Annotated in this window: 16 protein-coding genes, 16 tRNA genes and 1 pseudogene; 7 read left to right on the top strand and 26 right to left on the bottom strand. The window is 47.0% G+C overall.

All coding sequences use genetic code 11. The annotated features are described in order from the left end of the window. Positions 1-22: 22 nt before the first annotated feature. Positions 23-961, bottom strand: a complete 939-nt coding sequence (locus ACAN56_RS20885) for an ABC transporter permease (protein WP_231578519.1) — start codon at positions 959-961, stop codon at positions 23-25. Between the two features lie 399 nt (positions 962-1,360). Further along, positions 1,361-2,794 carry an MATE family efflux transporter gene (locus ACAN56_RS20880; RefSeq protein WP_379145698.1) on the bottom strand — a complete coding sequence of 478 codons (1,434 nt, stop codon included), beginning with the start codon at positions 2,792-2,794 and terminating at the stop codon, positions 1,361-1,363. Between the two features lie 128 nt (positions 2,795-2,922). On the opposite strand from ACAN56_RS20880, the gene ACAN56_RS20875 reads away from it, so the two are divergent. Beyond that, a complete protein-coding gene (locus ACAN56_RS20875) occupies positions 2,923-3,804 on the top strand; it encodes an AraC family transcriptional regulator (protein WP_379145550.1) in 882 nt (293 codons plus the stop codon). A gap of 200 nt (positions 3,805-4,004) precedes the next feature. On the opposite strand, the gene ACAN56_RS20870 is transcribed toward ACAN56_RS20875, so the two are convergent. Continuing rightward, entirely contained in the window at positions 4,005-4,385 is a 381-nt protein-coding gene (locus ACAN56_RS20870) for a MerR family transcriptional regulator (protein WP_038596472.1), read from the bottom strand. Positions 4,386-4,538: 153 nt separating this feature from the next. On the opposite strand from ACAN56_RS20870, the gene ACAN56_RS20865 reads away from it, so the two are divergent. Continuing rightward, positions 4,539-5,459: an aldo/keto reductase gene (locus ACAN56_RS20865; protein ID WP_038596474.1), complete on the top strand. Its 921-nt coding sequence runs from the start codon at positions 4,539-4,541 to the stop codon at positions 5,457-5,459. Positions 5,460-6,260: 801 nt separating this feature from the next. On the opposite strand, the gene ACAN56_RS20860 is transcribed toward ACAN56_RS20865, so the two are convergent. The 7 genes from ACAN56_RS20860 to ACAN56_RS20830 form a co-directional block, all read right to left on the bottom strand. Next, positions 6,261-7,070: a hypothetical protein gene (locus ACAN56_RS20860; RefSeq protein ID WP_379145546.1), complete on the bottom strand. Its 810-nt coding sequence runs from the start codon at positions 7,068-7,070 to the stop codon at positions 6,261-6,263. Next, positions 7,060-7,599 carry an RNA polymerase sigma factor gene (locus ACAN56_RS20855; protein ID WP_379145544.1) on the bottom strand — a complete coding sequence of 180 codons (540 nt, stop codon included), beginning with the start codon at positions 7,597-7,599 and terminating at the stop codon, positions 7,060-7,062. Before ACAN56_RS20855 ends, ACAN56_RS20860 begins: the two co-directional genes overlap by 11 nt. A 286-nt stretch (positions 7,600-7,885) precedes the next feature. Beyond that, on the bottom strand, positions 7,886-8,125 hold the full coding sequence (locus ACAN56_RS20850) for a NifU family protein (protein WP_038596501.1): 240 nt from the start codon (positions 8,123-8,125) through the stop codon (positions 7,886-7,888). A gap of 320 nt (positions 8,126-8,445) precedes the next feature. Continuing rightward, on the bottom strand, positions 8,446-9,843 hold the full coding sequence (sufB, locus tag ACAN56_RS20845; RefSeq protein ID WP_038596505.1) for a Fe-S cluster assembly protein SufB: 1,398 nt from the start codon (positions 9,841-9,843) through the stop codon (positions 8,446-8,448). Between the two features lie 53 nt (positions 9,844-9,896). Further along, positions 9,897-11,204, bottom strand: a complete 1,308-nt coding sequence (gene sufD / locus ACAN56_RS20840; protein ID WP_379145539.1) for a Fe-S cluster assembly protein SufD — start codon at positions 11,202-11,204, stop codon at positions 9,897-9,899. Between the two features lie 23 nt (positions 11,205-11,227). Beyond that, a complete protein-coding gene (gene sufC, locus ACAN56_RS20835; protein WP_038596507.1) occupies positions 11,228-12,007 on the bottom strand; it encodes a Fe-S cluster assembly ATPase SufC in 780 nt (259 codons plus the stop codon). After that, positions 11,988-12,509 carry a MarR family transcriptional regulator gene (locus tag ACAN56_RS20830; protein WP_038600788.1) on the bottom strand — a complete coding sequence of 174 codons (522 nt, stop codon included), beginning with the start codon at positions 12,507-12,509 and terminating at the stop codon, positions 11,988-11,990. Before ACAN56_RS20830 ends, sufC begins: the two co-directional genes overlap by 20 nt. 423 nt (positions 12,510-12,932) lie before the next feature. On the opposite strand from ACAN56_RS20830, the gene ACAN56_RS20825 reads away from it, so the two are divergent. From ACAN56_RS20825 to ACAN56_RS20805, 5 genes and pseudogenes are all read left to right on the top strand, one after another. Then, positions 12,933-13,121, top strand: a complete 189-nt coding sequence (locus ACAN56_RS20825; RefSeq protein ID WP_038596509.1) for a hypothetical protein — start codon at positions 12,933-12,935, stop codon at positions 13,119-13,121. A 492-nt stretch (positions 13,122-13,613) separates the two neighbouring features. After that, positions 13,614-14,003 (top strand): sigma factor-like helix-turn-helix DNA-binding protein, encoded by a 390-nt coding sequence (locus ACAN56_RS20820; protein WP_379145534.1) that lies wholly within the window; start codon positions 13,614-13,616, stop codon positions 14,001-14,003. A gap of 305 nt (positions 14,004-14,308) precedes the next feature. Next, on the top strand, positions 14,309-14,980 hold the full coding sequence (locus ACAN56_RS20815; protein ID WP_379145531.1) for a FadR/GntR family transcriptional regulator: 672 nt from the start codon (positions 14,309-14,311) through the stop codon (positions 14,978-14,980). Between the two features lie 54 nt (positions 14,981-15,034). Next, positions 15,035-15,631, top strand: a pseudogene (locus ACAN56_RS20810) (ATP-binding cassette domain-containing protein); the annotation flags it as partial. Between the two features lie 23 nt (positions 15,632-15,654). Further along, a complete protein-coding gene (locus tag ACAN56_RS20805) occupies positions 15,655-16,896 on the top strand; it encodes a CynX/NimT family MFS transporter (RefSeq protein ID WP_038596519.1) in 1,242 nt (413 codons plus the stop codon). A 1,210-nt stretch (positions 16,897-18,106) separates the two neighbouring features. Here the strand turns inward: ACAN56_RS20805 and ACAN56_RS20800 are convergent. The 16 genes from ACAN56_RS20800 to ACAN56_RS20725 all read right to left on the bottom strand — a co-directional run bounded on the left by ACAN56_RS20800 (position 18,107) and on the right by ACAN56_RS20725 (position 19,648). After that, positions 18,107-18,188: transfer RNA gene (locus tag ACAN56_RS20800), tRNA-Leu, on the bottom strand. Positions 18,189-18,223: 35 nt separating this feature from the next. Next, positions 18,224-18,297, bottom strand: a tRNA-Cys gene (locus ACAN56_RS20795). 6 nt (positions 18,298-18,303) lie between these two features. Beyond that, positions 18,304-18,378, bottom strand: a tRNA-Gly gene (locus tag ACAN56_RS20790). Positions 18,379-18,382: 4 nt separating this feature from the next. Then, positions 18,383-18,457, bottom strand: a tRNA-Gln gene (locus tag ACAN56_RS20785). Positions 18,458-18,476: 19 nt separating this feature from the next. Further along, positions 18,477-18,552: transfer RNA gene (locus ACAN56_RS20780), tRNA-His, on the bottom strand. A 46-nt stretch (positions 18,553-18,598) separates the two neighbouring features. Then, a tRNA-His gene (locus ACAN56_RS20775) sits at positions 18,599-18,674 on the bottom strand. A 24-nt stretch (positions 18,675-18,698) separates the two neighbouring features. Next, a tRNA-Trp gene (locus ACAN56_RS20770) sits at positions 18,699-18,772 on the bottom strand. Positions 18,773-18,777: 5 nt separating this feature from the next. After that, positions 18,778-18,863 (bottom strand) — tRNA-Tyr (locus ACAN56_RS20765). A gap of 5 nt (positions 18,864-18,868) precedes the next feature. Next, positions 18,869-18,944 (bottom strand) — tRNA-Thr (locus ACAN56_RS20760). 18 nt (positions 18,945-18,962) lie between these two features. Beyond that, positions 18,963-19,038 (bottom strand) — tRNA-Phe (locus ACAN56_RS20755). Positions 19,039-19,061: 23 nt separating this feature from the next. Beyond that, a tRNA-Asp gene (locus ACAN56_RS20750) sits at positions 19,062-19,139 on the bottom strand. Between the two features lie 4 nt (positions 19,140-19,143). Further along, positions 19,144-19,220: transfer RNA gene (locus ACAN56_RS20745), tRNA-Met, on the bottom strand. 33 nt (positions 19,221-19,253) lie between these two features. After that, positions 19,254-19,329: transfer RNA gene (locus tag ACAN56_RS20740), tRNA-Val, on the bottom strand. Positions 19,330-19,384: 55 nt separating this feature from the next. After that, positions 19,385-19,459, bottom strand: a tRNA-Glu gene (locus ACAN56_RS20735). A gap of 17 nt (positions 19,460-19,476) precedes the next feature. Beyond that, positions 19,477-19,569, bottom strand: a tRNA-Ser gene (locus tag ACAN56_RS20730). 3 nt (positions 19,570-19,572) lie between these two features. Beyond that, positions 19,573-19,648 (bottom strand) — tRNA-Asn (locus ACAN56_RS20725). Between the last annotated feature and the right edge of the window lie 124 nt (positions 19,649-19,772).

Genomic DNA, 19,772 nt, shown 5'->3' with positions numbered 1-19,772 from the left:
TCTTTTCCTCCTATTGCACCTTTTAGAACAAAGCGTAGTCATCATTGATTCTGCGGATAATGTAGTTCACCGTCATGATCAGGATAAAGCCGAACAGGGATTGGTACAGCCCCGCAGAAGTCGCCATTCCGATATCAAAGGTAACCTTGAGTGACCGGAATACATACGTATCCAGAATGTCCGTGGTATTGTAGAGCACACCATTGTTGCCGATCAGCTGATAAAAGAGGTCAAACTGCCCTTTCATAATGCTGCCCAGCGAGAACAGCAGCAGCACAACAAAGGTCGATTTCAGCATGGGCACCGTGATATACCAGATCCGCTGGAAAATATGCGCTCCGTCAATTTTGGCCGCTTCATAGTACTCATCACTGATCCCCGTAATGGCCGCGAGGTAGATTACCATGCTATAGCCAAGGTTTTTCCAGAGATAGAACAAGATGATGAGAAAAATCCAGACGACCGGTTTATTGTAGACATCCACTGGACCGGCTCCGAACTGGGCAAGCAGGGTATTCAAGAAACCGTTATCATAATTGAACACATTGTAGACGATAACGCTCAGGATCACGAAGGAGACAAAATACGGCAGGAACATGATCGACTGGGTAAGCTTCTTGAACCATTTGACACGCAGCTCGCTGAGCAGAATGGCACAGACAATCGCCAGTACGTTGCCCAGCAGGATAAACGCCAGATTGTAACCGATCGTATTGAGCGTAAGCTTCACCAATGTCCCGGATTTCCAGAGAAACTCAAAGTTTTTGAGGCCCACAAACGGTGCATCGAACAGTCCGGAATTGAAATCAAATTGGGTAAATGCATAATAGACTCCGACCATCGGAAAATACGAATTCACCAGAAAAAACAGCAGTGTCGGAAGCAGCATCAGAAAAAGAACCCGGTTATGGATTAGCTCATGCAGAAATCCTTTTTTCTTTTTTTTCATGCCGGCCCCCATCTGTGATGACAGCTGACCCGTTCCCTTTAAGGGAAGCTCAATGGCTAGCGGCATTCCATTCTTGCGTTTGCGCTGTCTCAAAGCCTTCACTCTCCTATACCTATATATAAGTTGCAGCGGCGCCCGATTTCCCGCCTCCGCTTGGACACTCCAGCTGCGTTTAGCGGCTCCGTCCAATGTATGACCCAAGTATAGGAGCCCCCCCTTCCGGCGAACAGTGCAGCTTGAGGGTATTCCTGCATTATGTTGCTAACCGTGCAGTGTACATTTCAGACTTTTGTGCAGAATTGTGAGAATTTGGACCTTTCCGGCAGCTTTGTGAGCACACAAATAACCCCCGGCTCCTCTTCGGATTGAAGATAGAACCGGGGGAATCGCGTCTTCAGCAGCTTGAACCTTTTATCCCTCCATCTTAAAAAGAACCTTGCTTCGCTTCCCGCTGCGTACCGGCTGTCCCCCGGCGGCTTGTGTTTCAGCCTCACGCAGCACCTTCTGTCCCCGCCAGCGCCGCAGCACCAGCAGCCCTCTTGCCGCTTCATCGGCAATCATGCAGCAATAAATGCCCACCAGCCCCCATCCGGCGCTGATCCCAAACAGGTAAGAGCCGCCTACTCCGATCAGCGACATGGAGATGATGGAGACTACCATGGTATAACGGGTGTCTCCTATGGCATTGAGGCAGTTACCCATGGCCATATTGAGCATTTTGCAGGGCTGCAGAATCAGATTCAAGGCAAGCAGTGATACGCCAATCGAGACTATCTCCTGGTCAGCAGTGAAGAAGCCCAGCAGTGTTCTGCCGAAGAGAAACAGCAGCAGCACATTGGCACTTACAATGGCAAGCCCGATATAAAGCGTGCGGTACGCCCCACGGTATGCCTCCTTCATCTGCCGGGCGCCAAAGAGGTGGGCAATCTGAATTTGCCCCGCCATGGCTATGGCATATCCCAGCGTGAAACAGAAGGATTCCAGCGTATTCAGATAGGTACGGGCCGCCAGCTCTTTGGCCCCAAGCAAGGCCAGGAATGAATAGATCGCCAGCTGTGACAACACCCATGAAGAGGAGTTCAGACCCAGCGGCCAGCTGATTCTAACAATCTCCCCGAACAATTTCTTGCTAAAGGTGCGGAAATCCCGCAGCCTGATTGTGCGTTCAAAAGCACCGCTGAACATATACAGCAGCACCACGACACCAAGCAGTCTGCTGACTACGTTGGATACGGCAATTCCGCCGAGCCCCATCTCGGGCAGCCCGAACATTCCGAAGATCAGGATATAATTCAGAATAATGTGGATCACATTGACGGCCACTCCTGTATACATCGGCCCGCGTGTATTGCCGGTATTGCGGATCGCCGAGCCGAGCGAAGCGGTCATTCCGACGAGAAACAGTCCTCCGCCGACATAAGTAAGATAGACATGTGCGAGTGGAATCAGACCGCCGGAGATATGAAGTGCACGCGCAATCGGGTCCGAGAACAGGAACAGGAGGATGCTGACCGCGAACCCCAGCACACTGCTGGCCGTAACTCCCATGATCGCTATCTTGCGCGCATCCTCATGGCGTCCCGAGCCGATACGCTGGGCAATCAGAATGCCCGCCCCGCCTGCAAAGGTTGTGAAGAGTGTGGTCAGCGCACCAAACAGCTGGTTTGAAATTCCAACTACCGCAACCGCATCATCGGAGATCCGGCTGACCATGATCGTATCCACCGTGCCAAGCAGCGTCTGTAGAAAAATCTCTATAAAAATCGGCCAGGCCAGCATCCACAGCCCAACTCTTCCACTTCCAGATTTCACTAATTCAACTCTCCCCTCACCGGTTGCACTCATAACTTTCAGCTGCAACAAGCTTATAGATCACCTTGCTAGAAGTAAATTATAGGTGATATACTCTGGGAAATGTAGCAAATTCCAAACCTAAACTTTCATTTTTCAAACCTACATCAAGGGGGTCCTTAATGAGCCTGCTTCAATTTACCGGTCCACCCGTACCTCATTACATCATCAGCGGTCTTGCCTATTTCCTGCCGGGATATATCCATATGAACCGCCAGCATATTCAGGTGTTTGATCTGCTATTCGTCAGGGAGGGCTGCCTATATGTCGGCGAAGAGGACCGCAGATACGAGGTCCGGGCAGGAGAAGCGCTGATTCTCCGCCCGGACTGCCATCACTTTGGAACCGAAGGCTGCCGGAAAGACACCTCCTACTATTGGCTCCACTTCCAGACCTCCGGCACCTGGAGTCCGGTTACCGTTCCTTCGGCCTCGTTAAAGGCAGAGGACACGGTTGATGAGTGCTCTCATTCCGCCCTGTTTGATGTCCGCACCTTCAACTTGTGGTTATCGCAGTACATGACACTGCTCCAGCCCGCCAGGATGGAAGAGCTGCTGGCCCAGCTGGAGCAGCTGAAGGTCAATGCCCACCTGGATTCAGTCCGCTTCAAGCAGCAGATTCTGTTCCAGGAGGTTCTGCAGCAGCTCTCCGCCTCCATGCACCGGGAGCAGACCGTCTCGTTAACCACCGCTTGTGCCGAGCAAGCCGCCTCTTATCTGCGTGCCCATTACCGCGAGGAGATCACGACGGGCATGCTGGGAGACAGCCTGAATTTTCATCCGGTCTATATTGCCCGCTGTATGAACAGGGAGTACGGCTGCTCTCCAATGGAATACCTGCTCCGCTACCGCATTGAACAGAGCAAGCTGCTGCTGATGCAGACCAGCTTCCCCATCGCGCGGATTGCTGAAGAAGTCGGCTTCAACCAGGCTCCCTATTTCAGCTCCAGCTTCATGAAGCTGGAAGGGATCTCTCCGCGGCAATACCGCCAGCGCTTCTCCTGATGAAATGCACTGCTGCGGATGGGCGGGTATCCATGTGGATAGCCGCAGCAAGCAAACAAGCCACTATCCGTAACTAACGGATAGTGGCTATGGATCAATCTCTATAGGTTGAACTTTAGATGCCGATCCCCTACCCGAATGGGTACATCTCCTCATCCCTTAATACGCAGCCATCGCTGACGCTGACTACCTCTGTAAGATTACTTGCAATCCGCCTTAGCCTCCTCCTCAAGCGAGGCAAAATAAGCAATTTTATGATCTACCTTTTGCGCAAAGGTCTGGAAAAACTTAATCTTCTCATCAATATGCAGCTTATGAGCCTGCAGCAATTTCCGCTGCTCGGATAGTGAGCTATGTCCTTCCTTGGAGAGCGAGATAAACTGTTTGATATCGGCGATCGGCATCCCGGTATCCTTCAGGCAGCAGATTAACGAAATCAGCTCCAGATCCTCATCATGAAAACAACGGTTTCCGTTCTCATCCCTGGCAACCACGGGCAGTACGCCCTCTCTTTCGTAATAACGTAACGTATATTGGCTCAGACCGCTTTTTTGTGATATGGTTTTTATGCTGTATCCCATGATAACAGCTCCCTTCCGCCTTTGGCTTTGGTTCCATCTCTAAAGTAACACCATTCGGGTTCTATTAAAAGCGCTTTAAAAATCTATTGACTTACAGTTAACTCTAAGGTCTACACTTTACTAGGAACCTTACATTTGAGGAGTGAGCAAACAATGGTAAAAAAAATTAAAGCAGGCAACAGCCAGCTTGAGGTCGCCCAGATTTCTTTAGGCTGCATGCGCATTGCCGATCTGTCTCCACAAGAAGCGGACGTGCATATTCACAGTGCCCTGGAGGCCGGAATAGACTTTTTTGACCATGCGGATATTTATGCCGCCGGTAAAGCTGAAGAAGTATTTGGCGACGTACTGGCCGCCAGCCCGGGCATGCGCGATCAGCTGATGATCCAGACGAAATGCGGAATCCGCCAAGGATTTTTCGACTTCTCCAAGGAGCATATTGTCCAGTCGGTGGAGAACAGTCTGAAGCGCCTGAAGACCGATTATGTAGACGTGCTCCTGCTGCACCGCCCCGACACGCTGATGGAGCCGGAGGAAGTGGCTGAAGCCTTTGATCTCCTGGAGCAAAAAGGCATGGTTAAGCACTTCGGTGTCAGCAACCTCAACCCGCTGCAAATCGAGCTGCTCAAAAAAAATGTCAAACAGCCGCTGCTCTTCAACCAGCTGCAGCTTAGCATTATGGTCTCAGGCATGATTGATGCCGGCTTCAACGTCAACATGACCAACTCCGGTTCAGTTGTACATGATGGAGGCATTCTGGAGTACAGCCGCCTGCATGATATGACCATCCAGCCTTGGTCACCGTTCCAATACGGCTTCTTTGAAGGCGTATTCCTGGGCAATGAGAAGTTCCCTGAATTGAATGAAGTCATTGGCCGCCTGGCCGCTGAAAAAGAAGTTGCCGACACCGCCATCGCGATTGCCTGGCTGCTCAGACATCCGGCCAACATGCAGCCGATCGTGGGCACGACCAATACCCAGCGTCTGCTTGATATTGCCAAAGCGTCGGATATCACACTGACCCGTCAGGAATGGTACGAGATTTATCGTGCAGCGGGCAACAAGCTTCCTTAACTTGTCCCATTTCTGGACCAGCCATAGCTTAAGAACACCTGTAAACAAACAAAGAGTACTCCAGAAGCCGCTTAAGGTTACCGGAGTACTTTTTGGTATTAACAACCTTACTGAAATTATCATGGATCAACAGCGTACATAATCTAATTGACCTTTTTCATGCACTGGGATATTTTATTTCTAAAGGATAAGTAGAACGGAGCTTGCAGATGGGGTTACACTATAAGGGGTTTCTGATATCGCTTCTGATTTTGTTGCCAAACATTCTTTTATTACGCTTTGCCCCACGATCTATTCCTAAATTAACCTCTACCTCTATTCTCTTTACAGTATTCGAACGGATTGGCCAAATCACTTGTTTTGTTCTGCCTATCCTCTATGGGCGAAAGATTGCAGAGCAACCTATAGACTATATAACACTTCTAATGGGGATCTGCCTCATAATTTACTACCTATGCTGGATTCGCTTTTTTGGGGGCGGCCGAGAGTTTTCATTATTGTTTAAACCCCTAGGTCCTATCCCAATACCAATGGCCCTCTTCCCAATGCTGTATTTTATCCTTCTGGCATATTGGCTGCACTCATATCTCTTTGTTGTCCCTGCCCTTATATTCTCCATCGGCCACTTTGTAAATAGCTGGAGTGTATATACGCAGATCAGGAGATAGTATTACACTGGTCAAAATTCTGATTTTAAAAGCTACTGCTTTCGTTTCTCTAGCCTAGCGCACCCCTTCGCCGCCCTTTTCCGCCCTTTTCCTATCACCATTTAAATGCCGCTTTAAATGACACAATAGCTTGCTATTCCGCCAGTGACAAGTAACGGTGGGCCAAATCAATCAGCAATTGCTCCTCCATCCCGTGGAATTCGAAAATTGTCACTGTCTTATTTTTTTCTTCGTGATAAAGATGCATCTCTTTCCACCCGGAATTGTGCGCTCTGATCAAGGCAATATCCTCTCCAAACCCTTCAACAAACTTCCAGCTGGCCGGATAAGAATAAGACATGTGATCCGACTTCATGCGCGGCTTGTCCGTTAGATCATTATAATCCGTACCCTGCACCACAACGATGTGTTGCTGGCTGTCATTTTCGAAAATTTCCACAAAGGCTGGTCCGAGCGGCGTCACAACCTCGTCCTTGCCAGAGTTGTCTGCATAAGAATGGTGATATTTTACAAATCCTGCGCTTTCCGTCTTGTGCCAGCCTTCAAGCTGATCAAGCGACCTCAGCGGATAATACGCAAGCTTCTGTACCTCGACAGCCGTTAATTTGTCTTTCTCCTTAAAGATCTGCTTATAGATATCCACTGGCGATTCCCAATCCGTCTCCTCTCCCATCACATCTGGAACGATGTTGTCCTCCGGGGTTCGAACCGTGAAGTCCTGACTTCCCCAATCCAGATAGTTTTTCACATAGGAGTAACCAACTGCAGGCACAATGCCCAGGAATAGCACCACAGCCATCGCAACTATCGCCATCCTCCGCTTGCCTATTGTCCGCTTGCCCCTTGATTCATGCCAAATTTGTGCCGCACTCACAGAGGTATTTTTATTTTCCACCGAATCCTTCAGCGCATGTGAAATCCGGGTTTGCACATTATCTTTCATATAGTTTGCCTCCTTGAAAAAGTGCATTATCGCTATCCTGTTTCATCACGACCCTGAGTTTGCTTAACGCGGAATTCAGCCTTGACTTGCATGTCCCGAGCGGGATACCCAAAACCTGCGCCGCCTCCTCCAAGGATAAATCCTGATAATAATGCAGCACGATAACCTCCCGGCATTTTAATGACAGCATGGCGACATGCTGCCAGACCTCTTGGCTGCTATCCGGAACAAATCCCTGTTCCCCTACTGTATCAACCGCCTCCGGCATATGCTGGCCAAACAGCTTGAGCCATGTTTGCTTACGCAGCATATTGCGCGTAATGTTCACCGCGATCCGGTTTATCCAAGGACGAAAGGGCCGCCCTTCATCATACAAATCGTATTTATTCATTACTTTAATAAAGGTCTCCTGAGTAATATCATCAGCCAGCGCCTCAGAGCGGGTTAACAATAAAGCTGTGCGGTATACATAAGCGGAATGCTCATTGAATAGCTCGGTTAATTTCTCTTCTGTTATTTGTGTTTTCATCTCACCCCTCCTCCGAAATATGGCTTGTTGAAATACTGTCATAGTATATACACAGCGAGGCAGCTGTTTAGTTCGATTTTACACTTAATAAATACACAAAAAAGCCCATTGATATTATATCAATGGACTTCTAAAGGTTGTAGTTGGTACCGGCGAGAGGACTCGAACCTCCACGGTTTCCCACTCGATTTTGAGTCGCACATGCTATTGCGACATGAGCAGAAGTTCCTAAAATCATTCGTACTTTTTGATTCCTGTTACCTTCTATGTTTCTGTTAAAAGGAATTTAGAATACTTGTACAACTTCTTTAATATCATCGATTTCCTCAAGAATTGCGCGCTCAATAGCAGCCTTTAACGTAATCGTAGCACTTGGGCAACCATTGCAAGCTCCCAAAAATCTTAATTTGGCTATACCGTTCTCAACTTCAACTAATTCAGCATCTCCACCGTCACGCAGTAAGAAAGGACGTAGTTTGAGAAGCACTTCCGATACTTCATCGAATAAAATTCCATTCTCCTCCATTATGCCAGCTCCTCTCATTGTTTTACCAACAGTCAATTCATGCCTTTTTTCACCCTAGATGTCTGAGTGATCCTTTGCTTTTTGCCTAAGAATGGCCTCTTGATCCGAAAGTTCCCTTATAAGCGTATAAATAGAGTCTAAAGGTATCATCACACCACAACTTGCGCTCAATCCTGACAGCATATTGAAGTAGAACTGAAGTTTCCGTATCTCTCGGGTAATTTGAGCTAGTTCTGAATTGTCCGAATTATTTTTCTTCATTACTAACACCTCGTACTTCTTTAAAGAGTGATAAAGGTTTGATCTATTAAATTATTGAATCAACCGATGCTTCCTTCCATTTCAAATTGAATCAGCCGATTCATTTCAACGGCATATTCCATCGGCAATTCTTTGGTAAACGGCTCAATAAAGCCCATTACAATCATTTGTGTGGCATCTTGTTCTGTAAGCCCGCGGCTCATTAAGTAAAACAATTGTTCCTCGGACACTTTGGATACTGTTGCCTCGTGCTCCAAAGTAATCTGATCGTTTTTAATTTCATTGTACGGAATCGTATCTGATGTTGACAGGTTGTCCAAAATCAACGTATCACACTTAATATTGGACTTGGATCCTGCGGAATCGCGGCTGAAGCTTGACAATCCCCGGTAGTTTACTTTGCCGCCCTGCTTGCTGATGGATTTGGATATAATCGTAGATGTTGTCTCGGGAGCAAGGTGAATTACTTTCGCGCCGGCATCTTGATGCTGACCTTTACCGGCTACGGCAATAGACAGGATGGACCCCTTGGCTCCCCTTCCTTTCAATATTACAGCCGGATACTTCATGGTTACCTTGGAGCCGATGTTTCCGTCCACCCATTCCATTGTGGCATTTTCCTCTGCCACAGCTCTTTGGGTTACCAAGTTGTAGATATTAGGAGCCCAATTCTGGATTGTCGTGTATCGGACACGGGAATCTTTCCGGCAAATAATTTCAATAACTCCGCTATGCAGAGAACTGGTACTATAAATAGGTGCTGTACATCCTTCAACATAATGGACAAAGCTACCCTCTTCGGCAATAATTAATGTCCGCTCGAATTGGCCCATATTTTCAGAATTAATACGGAAATACCCTTGTATAGGAACCTCACATTGAACGCCCCTCGGAATGTATACAAAGCTGCCGCCTGACCAAACCGCACTGTTAAGCGCCGCAAATTTATTATCGGCGGGAGGGATGATCGTTCCAAAATGTTGCTTGAACACTTCAGGATATTGCTTTAAAGCAGTATCCGTATCAAGGAAAACAACGCCCTGATCCTCCAGTTCCTTCCGCATACTGTGATAGACTACTTCCGACTCGTATTGAGCGGATACGCCTGCCAGAAACTTTTGCTCCGCTTCAGGAATCCCTAGCTTGTCAAAGGTTGCTTTAATCTCGGAGGGAACCTCCTCCCAGGTCTTTCCCTGCTTTTCGGAAGGGCGAACGTAATATTGGATGTTATCAAGATTTAGTCCGGACAAATCCGCTCCCCACCCAGGCATCGGCATTTTGTAGAATTGCTTCAAAGCTTTCAGCCGAAAATCGAGCATCCACTCCGGCTCTTCCTTGATCCGGGAAATTTCTCGGACAATCTCTTCAGTCAGACCTTTTCCAGATTGAAAAATAGACTGGTGCTCGTCGCGAAACCCATATTTATATTCGCCCATATCCGGCGCTTTTTTAGCCATTGTTATCACTCCTTTTAACCTTCATAAGACTCACTTTGATTGGCTCTGATTCCCTATGATCTGCCAAGTTTTTTCTCCACTACATCCTGCAGGCGGCTACGCACTCCCTCCAGCGGGATCTCCGAAATGACAGGAGCGAGGAATCCGAAAATAACAAGATATTCGGCTTCACTCCGTGAGATCCCGCGCGACATCAGATAATAGATTTGTTCCGCATTTACTTGCCCCACGGATGCAGCATGACCGGCGGTTACATCATCCTCATCTATCAGCAGGATCGGATTGGCATCACCGCGCGCATTTGGACTTAACATCAGTACACGTTCTGTTTGCTGACCATCACAATTGGTTGCACCTTTTTCAATTTTTGTAATCCCGTTGATAATGGCCGTAGCTTCTTCACGCATTACTGCGCGTGTGATCATTTGGCTCACCGAGCTTCTGCCAAAATGCTGGGCTTGCGTAGTATAACTCAATTTCTGGTCCCCAGAGCCTATCGCAATCACCTTAGCGTCAGAGATGGACCCGTTGCCCTGGAGTAATGTCTTGGTATCACTGGCGGTATAGCCATTATTCATCTCGCCGACAATCCATTCTACACCGCCATCCGCAAGCACAATCGCACGCCGCTGGGTGAAGTCCGTTGTTGCTGCAGCAAGCTGATGAACAGAAGCGACCTGCACCTTGGAGCCTGCCCCTGCAAACACCTCTACCACACCATTATGCAAAACCTTGATATCATCTCTGCTCGATATACAATGATCCACATAGCTGATCTTGCTGTTGTTACCAGTCACAATCAAGATGTGAGGAGCAAAAAGCGCCCCGCTCGTATCGCTATAAAAGATCGCTTGAATGGGAACTTCAACCTCTATACCATCTGGGACATATAGAAAAACGCCACCACTCCATAAGGCACTGTGCACAGCAGACAATCTGTGCTCTTCCGGCTTCACTGCCTGAAAGAGATAACGTTGAACCAACTCCTCATGCTCTTTTGCCGCAGTATGCAGGTCCGTTAAAATTACTCCCTGGGCGGCTAAGCTCTCGGACAATTTCGTATACACTACATCCGAATTGAACTGAACGATTAGTCCGCCTTTCACTGGAGAAGCAACCAAACCTCGAACAACCTCCGGCACAGCTTCCAAACCTGACCATGCATTCTCAGCTTTGTAATCTCCACTTTCGTAGATATCCCATTTTTCAAGCTTGATTTTCTCTACTTTAGGCAACTCCAGCGTCTCTGCCAGTTCGAGTGCGTGAACGCGGCGTTCAATCAGCCAGCGAGGTTCATCCTTAGCACTTGACCAAGCGCATAAAGCGTTCGCATTCATTAAAATTTTTGCTTGTATACCCACTTGCTTTTCCTCCTCTTCAGCTTTCAAACTTCCTCGCCTACCGTCTCATCCGTAATCCCAAGCTCCTCCTTCACCCAATCGTACCCTTCAGCCTCCAAACGGTGGGCAAGCTCCGGACCGCCAGATTTAACTATCCGGCCTTGCATCATGACATGCACAAAATCCGGGGTAATATAATTCAACAGTCGTTGATAATGGGTGATGATTAAAAAGCCTCTATCCGGGCTGCGCATCTCATTTACGCCATTGGCCACAATACGCAGTGCATCAATATCAAGCCCGGAATCCACTTCATCCAGGATCACAAACTTGGGTTCAAGTAGCATCATTTGCAAAATCTCATTCCGCTTTTTTTCACCGCCGGAGAATCCCTCATTCAAATAACGATGCGCAAATTCCGGGTTCATCTCCAGCCCCTTCATTTTGCTCTCCATTTCACGGATAAAACGGATTAAGGATATCTCATCGCCTTCTTCACGCCGTGCATTGATGGCACTTCTGAGAAAGTCCGAGTTGGTCACGCCGGCAATTTCACTTGGGTATTGCATAGCGAGGAACAAGCCTGCCTGGGCACGCTCATCCACCTCCATCTCCAGAAGGTCTTCATTGTCCAATGTCACCTTGCCGCCGGTAACCTCATATTTGGGATTGCCCATTAAAGCTGAAGCCAACGTACTTTTTCCCGTCCCATTAGGCCCCATAATCGCATGAATCTCTCCGCCATGAATCTCCAGTGTGAGCCCTTTTAAAATTTCTTTCCCTTCAATCTTGGATCTTAATTCCTCAATCTTTAATGTCGTCATTTATCGTAAACTTCCCTTCGGAGTATTCTTCGGCACGCGCCACCAAATCACTCATAAATTTTCCAATAGTCTGCAGCTCAGCCTCTGAATAGGATTCAATGAATTGGTAAAACCTTTCTTCTTTTTCTTTGTGCAGCTCTTTATGCAAACGATAAACGTGTCTTCCCTTATCCGTTAAACTAAAGTAAATCTCCTTACGATTGTTGTTCAGTTGACTTCTCATAATGAAGCCCATTTCCAGCAGCTTTGCACTAATTTTAGTAATGCCAGCTTTGGACAACCCCATCTTCTCCACAATCCCGGTATGATTTATCGGTTCATAATCACCAATGCAATCAATAACGTGTACACTAGTAATATTGTTGGAGAGCATTTCAATCTGGTACTTTCTGGCCTGTTGCCGAAACGAGTTAAATTCTTGTTCAGTGTACAGCTCATTCAGATGCAGCATTCTAATATATTGCTCGTAAAGATGACCTTTAAAATGATTTTGAAACTCCAATTTCGCAATCTCCCCTCTCTTGTAGTAGTTGCAGACCAAGTTCAGTACCAGCAATAGATTGTTTTTCTTTTTTTGTTCACCTGTGAACAAAATTATATTAACATAATTGATATTGATTATCAATATCAATTATGTTCAGTGTGAAGCAATCCTGGAGGCGCTTTTCATTGGTTCGTTGTCATTGTCATCGGCCTCATGCTGCGTTCCGACCAGTTGGGTCTCCTCTCCATTATCCTGGATTTATCCGTTTCGCTCCGGTGCAACGAACCTTTGGTTCATTTCTTTCGCTCCTCCGCCTGGTCGCTAGACGCCCTTCGCACCGTCTGGCTTTTGATCGTGCGAGCTCACGCGCCTTTGTTGTACCCTAACGGCAAGGTGGTCTTGATGGGTGACGGCTGCATACAAGGTAAGGAAGCCAACCGAATGCCCGGAGTCAAGAAGCTCCATCAGGAATTGGAGAATTCCGCCAATGGAGCGTATTTCTTCGGACACTGTTTCAGCGCCATCCGCCTTCTGTTGGGCACGTCCCGGAAAAAGGGGACAAAGGTGGTGCTGGCCGAGATGTTTCAATGCCGCGCCGCCACGCTTCAATACGCTACAGTGAGCGTATAAGACAAAGAAGAAGCGGTCAGTTACCTGTGTCTGTATTTGCTTTGGGGCCAAAGATTATACCAAGAACTGCGGTTTGTGCTGGTGAAGCTGAACGGGCAATGCTCTATTCTAGCTAGCATCGATCTGACCCTGGAGGCGACCGGGGTCATCGAAATGTATACCGCCCGGTTCAAGATCGAATGCACCTTCCGAGCGCTTAAGCAGTCCATCGGCGGATTCAGCTACCACTTTTGTAGCAAACCCATGCCGAAGCTCAACCGGTATTTGAAAAAGGGATAGGTCCATTCGCTGGAGTTGGTTGAAGACGAGAAAGCGCAACGGGACATCCGCCTGACTGTGAAAGCAATTGAAGGAACTTTTCACTGTTCAGTAATTCATCAAATATTTTTTAAGAAGTATCGAAAAAAGTAGTATGCCTTCCATTTTTCATGATGGAAGGTTGCCTTTTTTGACTCTGTTTCCCATTTAGGTACAGAGAGTAGATGGAAACTTATGACATCTGGAGTTGACGTTAATGATTTACTTGAAAGAGCATTCAGCAGTTATGTTAAAGCATGTCTCCGGCACGCTCAAAAAGATTATTTTGAGAAACTGATGCGTGATTCGGCTTATGTTGTTCCTTTGGATACTGTCACTTTCGAGATCGATATCAACTTTTTAGTTCGTCACCACAACATACCGGAGCCTCAAAACGTTCCTGTTCTTTCTCAAATTTCTGAAATATCGTATCTAACATCAAAAGAACAAAGACTTTTGTACCTTAAGTATTATGAAGATAAAACAGACAAGGAAATTGCTCAACTTTTAGGAACCAGCAGACAAGCTGTTTCCAAAATGAAATCAAACGTTCTGGTGAAGCTTAAAAGCATTATGGAGAAGTAAAGGCTCGTTTGCTTGTCGCAGTCTTCCCGCTTTATCATACAACGCTGATATTTTGCAATTGGATGATAAAAGGAGGATAAACATGAATAGTACTTCTACTCTGCTCCATTTAGCGCAGAATGGTGACAAAGAGGCAGAAGCCACGTTATCACTCGTTATGAGCTAGTTATTTCTACCTTTCAATTGGATTCTCTGAAAAAACTTGATGATAATCATTATCAATTTCATCTTTCCAAGTCGAAGTCAATCTGATATAATAACACCAAAATACCAAACATCCTACGTTTCGCAAAGGAGTGATGCTGTTGTTAACTCAAACTCAACGTTTAACCTTGGTGGAACAGGTGGCCTACCAGATCCAGGGGAAGATCGAAAATAGCGAATGGCAAGTAGGGATGCGTATTCCTCCAGAGCCCGAGCTAATGGAACAGCTTCAAGTCAGCCGTAATACCTTGAGGGAAGCTATTCGGGCTTTAACGTATGCGGGTCTGCTGAAGACCAGACAAGGGGATGGGACCTATGTCTGCTCCTCAAGTGTTTTGGGGTCAGTGATTAAAAAAGTGATTCAGCATACCGATAAGCTTGAGAGCCTGGAGGTCCGATATGCATTGGAAAGAGAGGCTGCTGCCCTGGCTACGCTCAGGAGAGGCGAAGAAGATTTGGAGGCGATTCGGACATGCTTGGACCAGTGCAGACAAGCAGCCAGCCAGCAGGATCTCAAAGCTTATGCTCACTGGGATGTCGTGTTTCACAAAATGGTGATTGCTGCTTCACATAACCAATTGATGGCGAATTTGTACAATCATATTTCCGAGGCGCTGCAAAACATGGTTTTGGAAACGAAGGACTTCAAAAATGCGGCTTTTTATCTCGACTCTCATGACCTGCTTTATCAAGCCATTGCCAATCAGGATTGCCACCAAGCCGAGGAGGCTGTTCGTTTATACATTGAAAAGGCCCGTGCAACACTGTGCTAAATGAAGCATTCAAATGCACCGGCACGACTAGTCCCATGAAAAACAGGTTTGAAGCTTATCAACATGCTGCCACGCTTTTATGAAGTTACACAAGGCAACATACGAATTGATGAAATGAACATCATCGATATTAGCCTTTCCTGCCTTGGAGCAATATCGGGATTGTCCAACAGGATGTCTATTTATTTTCCAGAAGCATCCGTAAGAATATCGCTTATGACGACATCTGGGAAGCCGCTCACCGGGCTTAACTAGAGGCCTTTATCCATGCACAACCTGAAGGGATGGATACAGTGATCGGAGAACGTGGGGTGGATTGTCCGGGGGGACAAAAACAGTGACTGGCTATTTACGGATGTTCCTCAAGAATTCGCCAATCCTGATCCTGGACGAGACCACCTCTGCACTGGATACCGAAACGGAAACTTCAATTCAGCATTCTCTTGCTGAGCTTTCAGCGAGAAGAACAGCTTTGATGATTGCTCACCGTCTGGCAACCATAAAGAGAGCAGATGAAGAACAAGGAAAACAGAAACATTGCTTGCCGCTGTTGGACATTACAGTCGTTTTATCACCCACAGTTTGGTGATGTACAATACATTCCCTCTTAAGGGTACTTCCTCCACATGGATGAAATTGACGATTAATTAACTTAAAACGTAGGAGAATCCCTTATGAGTTCACCAGAACAATTGTTAAAAAAACAGGATGGAATATCCAGTACCGGCATTCGCAAGCAAGCGACACTCTGGTTCATGATCGTAGGAATTATTTTTATCGCAGCGAATTTGCGTGCTCCCCTCACATCGGTGGGACCATTAGTCAGTCTTATTCGAGAGAACGTGCATATTTCGAATACCTTAGCAGGCCTGATTACCACAGTTCCACTAATTGCATTTGCATTGTTATCACCTTTTGTACCAAAATTAGGACGCAAATATGGTGTAGAACGTATTATCCTGATTTCCCTTATTTTTTTGGTCATCGGTATTGCTGTTCGCTCGTTATCCGGAGCAGTGACCTTGTATGTTGGAACCGCAGTTCTGGGGTTTGCTATTACCATATGTAATGTATTACTACCTAGCCTGATTAAACGGGAATTTCCGCAGCAAATGGGTACTATGACAGGGGTTTATTCTGTTTCCATGAATCTATGCGGGGCGATTGCTTCCGGTATTAGTGTTCCCTTAGCTGTGGGGGCAGGCTTGAACTGGCAAGGTGCCTTGGGAGTATGGGGGATACTTAGCGTTATCTCCATTCTCTTTTGGGTACCGCAACTCAAGACTCCAGCGAAACCAGCCGCTGTTGCCAACAGCGCAGGTAACAACCATCAGGTCAATATATGGCGCTCTCCATTGGCTTGGCAGGTGACTCTTTTTATGGGAATACAATCGGCCATTTTTTATGTGCTGGTGGCATGGCTGCCTGAAATACTAAAAGATCAAGGCATCAGTTCAAGTCAATCCGGCTGGTTTCTCTCGGTTCTGATTATGGCTTCGCTCCCCTTTGCATTTATCGTTCCAGTTATGGCTGGTCGCATGTCTAACCAACGGTTGTTAGTGGTTATTACAACAATTCTACTTTTGATCGGAACACTTGGACTTCTCTATAGCAGTATCCATCTGGTTCTGTTTTGGGTTATTATTCTTGGAATTGGAGCGGGCTTTGCCTTTGGCTTGTCCATGATGTTTTTCGGCTTGCGTACCCAAAGTGCCCATCAGGCGGCTGAATTATCGGGCATGGCCCAATCCATCGGATATCTACTAGCAGCAATTGGCCCAGCGCTGATTGGATACTTGCATGATGCCAGTCATAGTTGGAGCGTTCCACTCCTGATATTGGTTGGCGCTTCTGCTCTACTCGGTATCGTTGGTCTAGGTGCGGCTAGAAATCAATTTGTTGGTTCTGCGAAGTAAGTCCATGATATAAAGGACTTAAACACAAGATTCACATTCATTCTAACATGAAAGACAAGTATACAGGCACGCACTTTGGTGTGCTTGTGCTGCGCCAGCTTCGAGCCAAGTAAGAAGGCTTCGCCGCTGCCTTCGGATCACTTGCAGAAAGCGAGCTCAGACAAATTAGAGAGCGTTGCTAGCCAATATACGAATTTCCCAACCCAATTTAAAGCCTATTCTGATGGAGGTTATCAGCATTTAATTGCTCGTTATGAGCCAGTTATTATTAAGTACGCAAAATGAAATGGAACCGGCGTGCAAACAGCAGATGACGATTGCCTAGATCATGGTAGTTCGTCGCTTAGATCTTAGTCACTACGCATAAAAAAGGGACTGGCTCTGTGTATCTTACTACACAGGGCCAGTTCTTGTTTTCACACACTCTATTTTAATCTATTTAGAGAAAATTTCAGGAAACAGTTGCCCTTTTCTCTCCTAATCCCCATTTATATAACAGGAAGCAATCATCATATGAAAACCAAAAGCGACGAAGCGGAAGCACTGTGACAGTCCCAAAACGGGGCTTGAGCGACCACTGCTCCGGCTAAAATCATCCTGTGGTCGGATGAATCGCCATAACCAGAGAAGGGGATTATGATACTTCTGCCCGGCCAACGTCACGGTATTGGGGGCAGCCCGCTCGGATGAGGGAGAGCTTCGTCATAACGTTGAAGCTATGATGCTGACTTACCATCAGCAGCTTGAAATAACACTTATCCTTCACCTTATGGAGATGAAAGCATAGTAATGCCTTGTTATTATGCGCTCGGCCCACCGCTACAAGCGAATCGAATCCCTCACTTTAAAATCGGACGAGCATACAAGATACCCAAAATTCAAATTATTGCCTACCTCCGATCATTGATGTATTCGCAGCAATTAGATATGACAAATAACTTCAACACTTTAACGCATTGAATCATGTTTTAATATGCTGTAATTTAGTATAAATGGTAGGGTTGTGGGCTGCTAACCGAAGGAGGATCGGGTATGATAGCAGGCCACCTGCAAGAGAAAAAAGGATTATAAAACGGCTTCTAAATATGGCTTGTTGAATAACTGTCATAGTATATACACAGCGAGGCAGCTGTTTAGTTCGATTTTGCACTTAATAAATACACAAAAAAGTCCATTGATATAATATCAATGGACTTCTAAAGGTTGTAGTTGGTACCGGCGAGAGGACTCGAACCTCCACGGTTTCCCACTCGATTTTGAGTCGAGCGCGTCTGCCATTCCGCCACGCCGGCGTATAGATAATGATAACAATCAGTTCAAAAAATAATGGAGGCGCCACCCAGACTCGAACTGGGGATAAAGCTTTTGCAGAGCTTTGCCTTACCACTTGGCTATGGCGCCACAAAATGGAGCGGACGACGGGAATCGAACCCGCGACCCTCGCCTTGGCAAGGCGATGCTCTACCGCTGAGCCACGTCCGCAAAATGGCTGGGGATATAGGATTTGAACCTATGCATGACGGAGTCAAAGTCCGTTGCCTTACCGCTTGGCTAATCCCCAATAACATTTTAGAAAAAAATGGGGCGACTGATGGGTCTCGAACCCACGAATGCCGGAACCACAATCCGGTGCGTTAACCCCTTCGCCACAGTCGCCATATGAAGCTGTTACTAACAATTTGCCAATCCTGTTTTAAAGAAATGGGGCGACCGATGGGTCTCGAACCCACGAATGCCGGAACCACAATCCGGTGCGTTAACCCCTTCGCCACGGTCGCCATATTAAGCTTTAAAATTTTCATTGGCAGGGGCAGCAGGAATTGAACCCACACCAACGGTTTTGGAGACCGTTGTTCTACCTTTAAACTATGCCCCTAAAGATGGTGGAGGCTGATGGATTCGAACCACCGAACACGTACGTGAGCAGATTTACAGTCTGATGCGTTTGGCCACTTCGCTAAGCCTCCACAGATGGTGCCGGCGAGAGGACTTGAACCCCCAACCTACTGATTACAAGTCAGTTGCTCTACCAATTGAGCTACACCGGCATATTCAGTTAAAGAAAATGGTGGCGCGGGAGGGAATCGAACCCCCGACACAAGGATTTTCAGTCCTTTGCTCTACCGACTGAGCTACCGAGCCATATAAGTTTGTTAAGGTATTGATGGCGGAACCGACGGGATTCGAACCCGCGATCTCCTGCGTGACAGGCAGGCATGTTAGGCCAACTACACCACGGTTCCAAATTGGTTGCGGGGGCAGGATTTGAACCTGCGGCCTTCGGGTTATGAGCCCGACGAGCTACCGGGCTGCTCCACCCCGCGTCAGTAAGAAAAGTATTCATTTAAAAATTACAATGGTGGAGGCTGAGGGGATCGAACCCCCGACCCTCTGCTTGTAAGGCAGATGCTCTCCCAGCTGAGCTAAGCCTCCATAAACGAACAATTGTTATTGTAGCAATTTCACTAGATGAAATCAAGTGAAGAAATGGTGACCCGTATGGGATTCGAACCCATGTTACCTCCGTGAAAGGGAGGTGTCTTAACCCCTTGACCAACGGGCCATACCTGTAAAAAATTGTGGCGGAGAGAGAGGGATTCGAACCCTCGAGACGCTTGTGGCGCCTACACGATTTCCAATCGTGCTCCTTCGGCCAAACTCGGACACCTCTCCATATGGCTCCCCGAACAGGACTCGAACCTGTGACAACTCGATTAACAGTCGAGTGCTCTACCAACTGAGCTATCAGGGAATATTACATATCAGGCTTGATCGCCTGAAAACTGAATCCGAAACAAATCTGCGTCTTACTGTTGGATAAGCCCTCGACCGATTAGTATTGGTCAGCTCCATGCATTGCTGCACTTCCACCTCCA

It is taken from the genome of Paenibacillus paludis (assembly GCF_042610515.1).
Taxonomy (GTDB): Bacteria; Bacillota; Bacilli; order Paenibacillales; family Paenibacillaceae; genus Paenibacillus_AQ.
The sequence above is the reverse complement of the archived record's forward strand: the minus strand, read 5'-3'. Positions and strand labels throughout refer to the sequence as shown.

What these genes read in the sequence shown, in the direction of transcription:
- ACAN56_RS20885 (WP_231578519.1), bottom strand. Translation starts at nt 961, where the DNA reads ATGGGGGCCGGCATGAAAAAAAAGAAAAAAGGATTTCTGCATGAGCTA.
- ACAN56_RS20880 (WP_379145698.1), bottom strand. Translation starts at nt 2,794, where the DNA reads ATGAGTGCAACCGGTGAGGGGAGAGTTGAATTAGTGAAATCTGGAAGT.
- ACAN56_RS20875 (WP_379145550.1), top strand. Translation starts at nt 2,923, where the DNA reads ATGAGCCTGCTTCAATTTACCGGTCCACCCGTACCTCATTACATCATC.
- ACAN56_RS20870 (WP_038596472.1), bottom strand. Translation starts at nt 4,385, where the DNA reads ATGGGATACAGCATAAAAACCATATCACAAAAAAGCGGTCTGAGCCAA.
- ACAN56_RS20865 (WP_038596474.1), top strand. Translation starts at nt 4,539, where the DNA reads ATGGTAAAAAAAATTAAAGCAGGCAACAGCCAGCTTGAGGTCGCCCAG.
- ACAN56_RS20860 (WP_379145546.1), bottom strand. Translation starts at nt 7,070, where the DNA reads ATGAAAGATAATGTGCAAACCCGGATTTCACATGCGCTGAAGGATTCG.
- ACAN56_RS20855 (WP_379145544.1), bottom strand. Translation starts at nt 7,599, where the DNA reads ATGAAAACACAAATAACAGAAGAGAAATTAACCGAGCTATTCAATGAG.
- ACAN56_RS20850 (WP_038596501.1), bottom strand. Translation starts at nt 8,125, where the DNA reads ATGGAGGAGAATGGAATTTTATTCGATGAAGTATCGGAAGTGCTTCTC.
- sufB (WP_038596505.1), bottom strand. Translation starts at nt 9,843, where the DNA reads ATGGCTAAAAAAGCGCCGGATATGGGCGAATATAAATATGGGTTTCGC.
- sufC (WP_038596507.1), bottom strand. Translation starts at nt 12,007, where the DNA reads ATGACGACATTAAAGATTGAGGAATTAAGATCCAAGATTGAAGGGAAA.
- ACAN56_RS20825 (WP_038596509.1), top strand. Translation starts at nt 12,933, where the DNA reads ATGCCCGGAGTCAAGAAGCTCCATCAGGAATTGGAGAATTCCGCCAAT.
- ACAN56_RS20820 (WP_379145534.1), top strand. Translation starts at nt 13,614, where the DNA reads ATGACATCTGGAGTTGACGTTAATGATTTACTTGAAAGAGCATTCAGC.
- ACAN56_RS20805 (WP_038596519.1), top strand. Translation starts at nt 15,655, where the DNA reads ATGAGTTCACCAGAACAATTGTTAAAAAAACAGGATGGAATATCCAGT.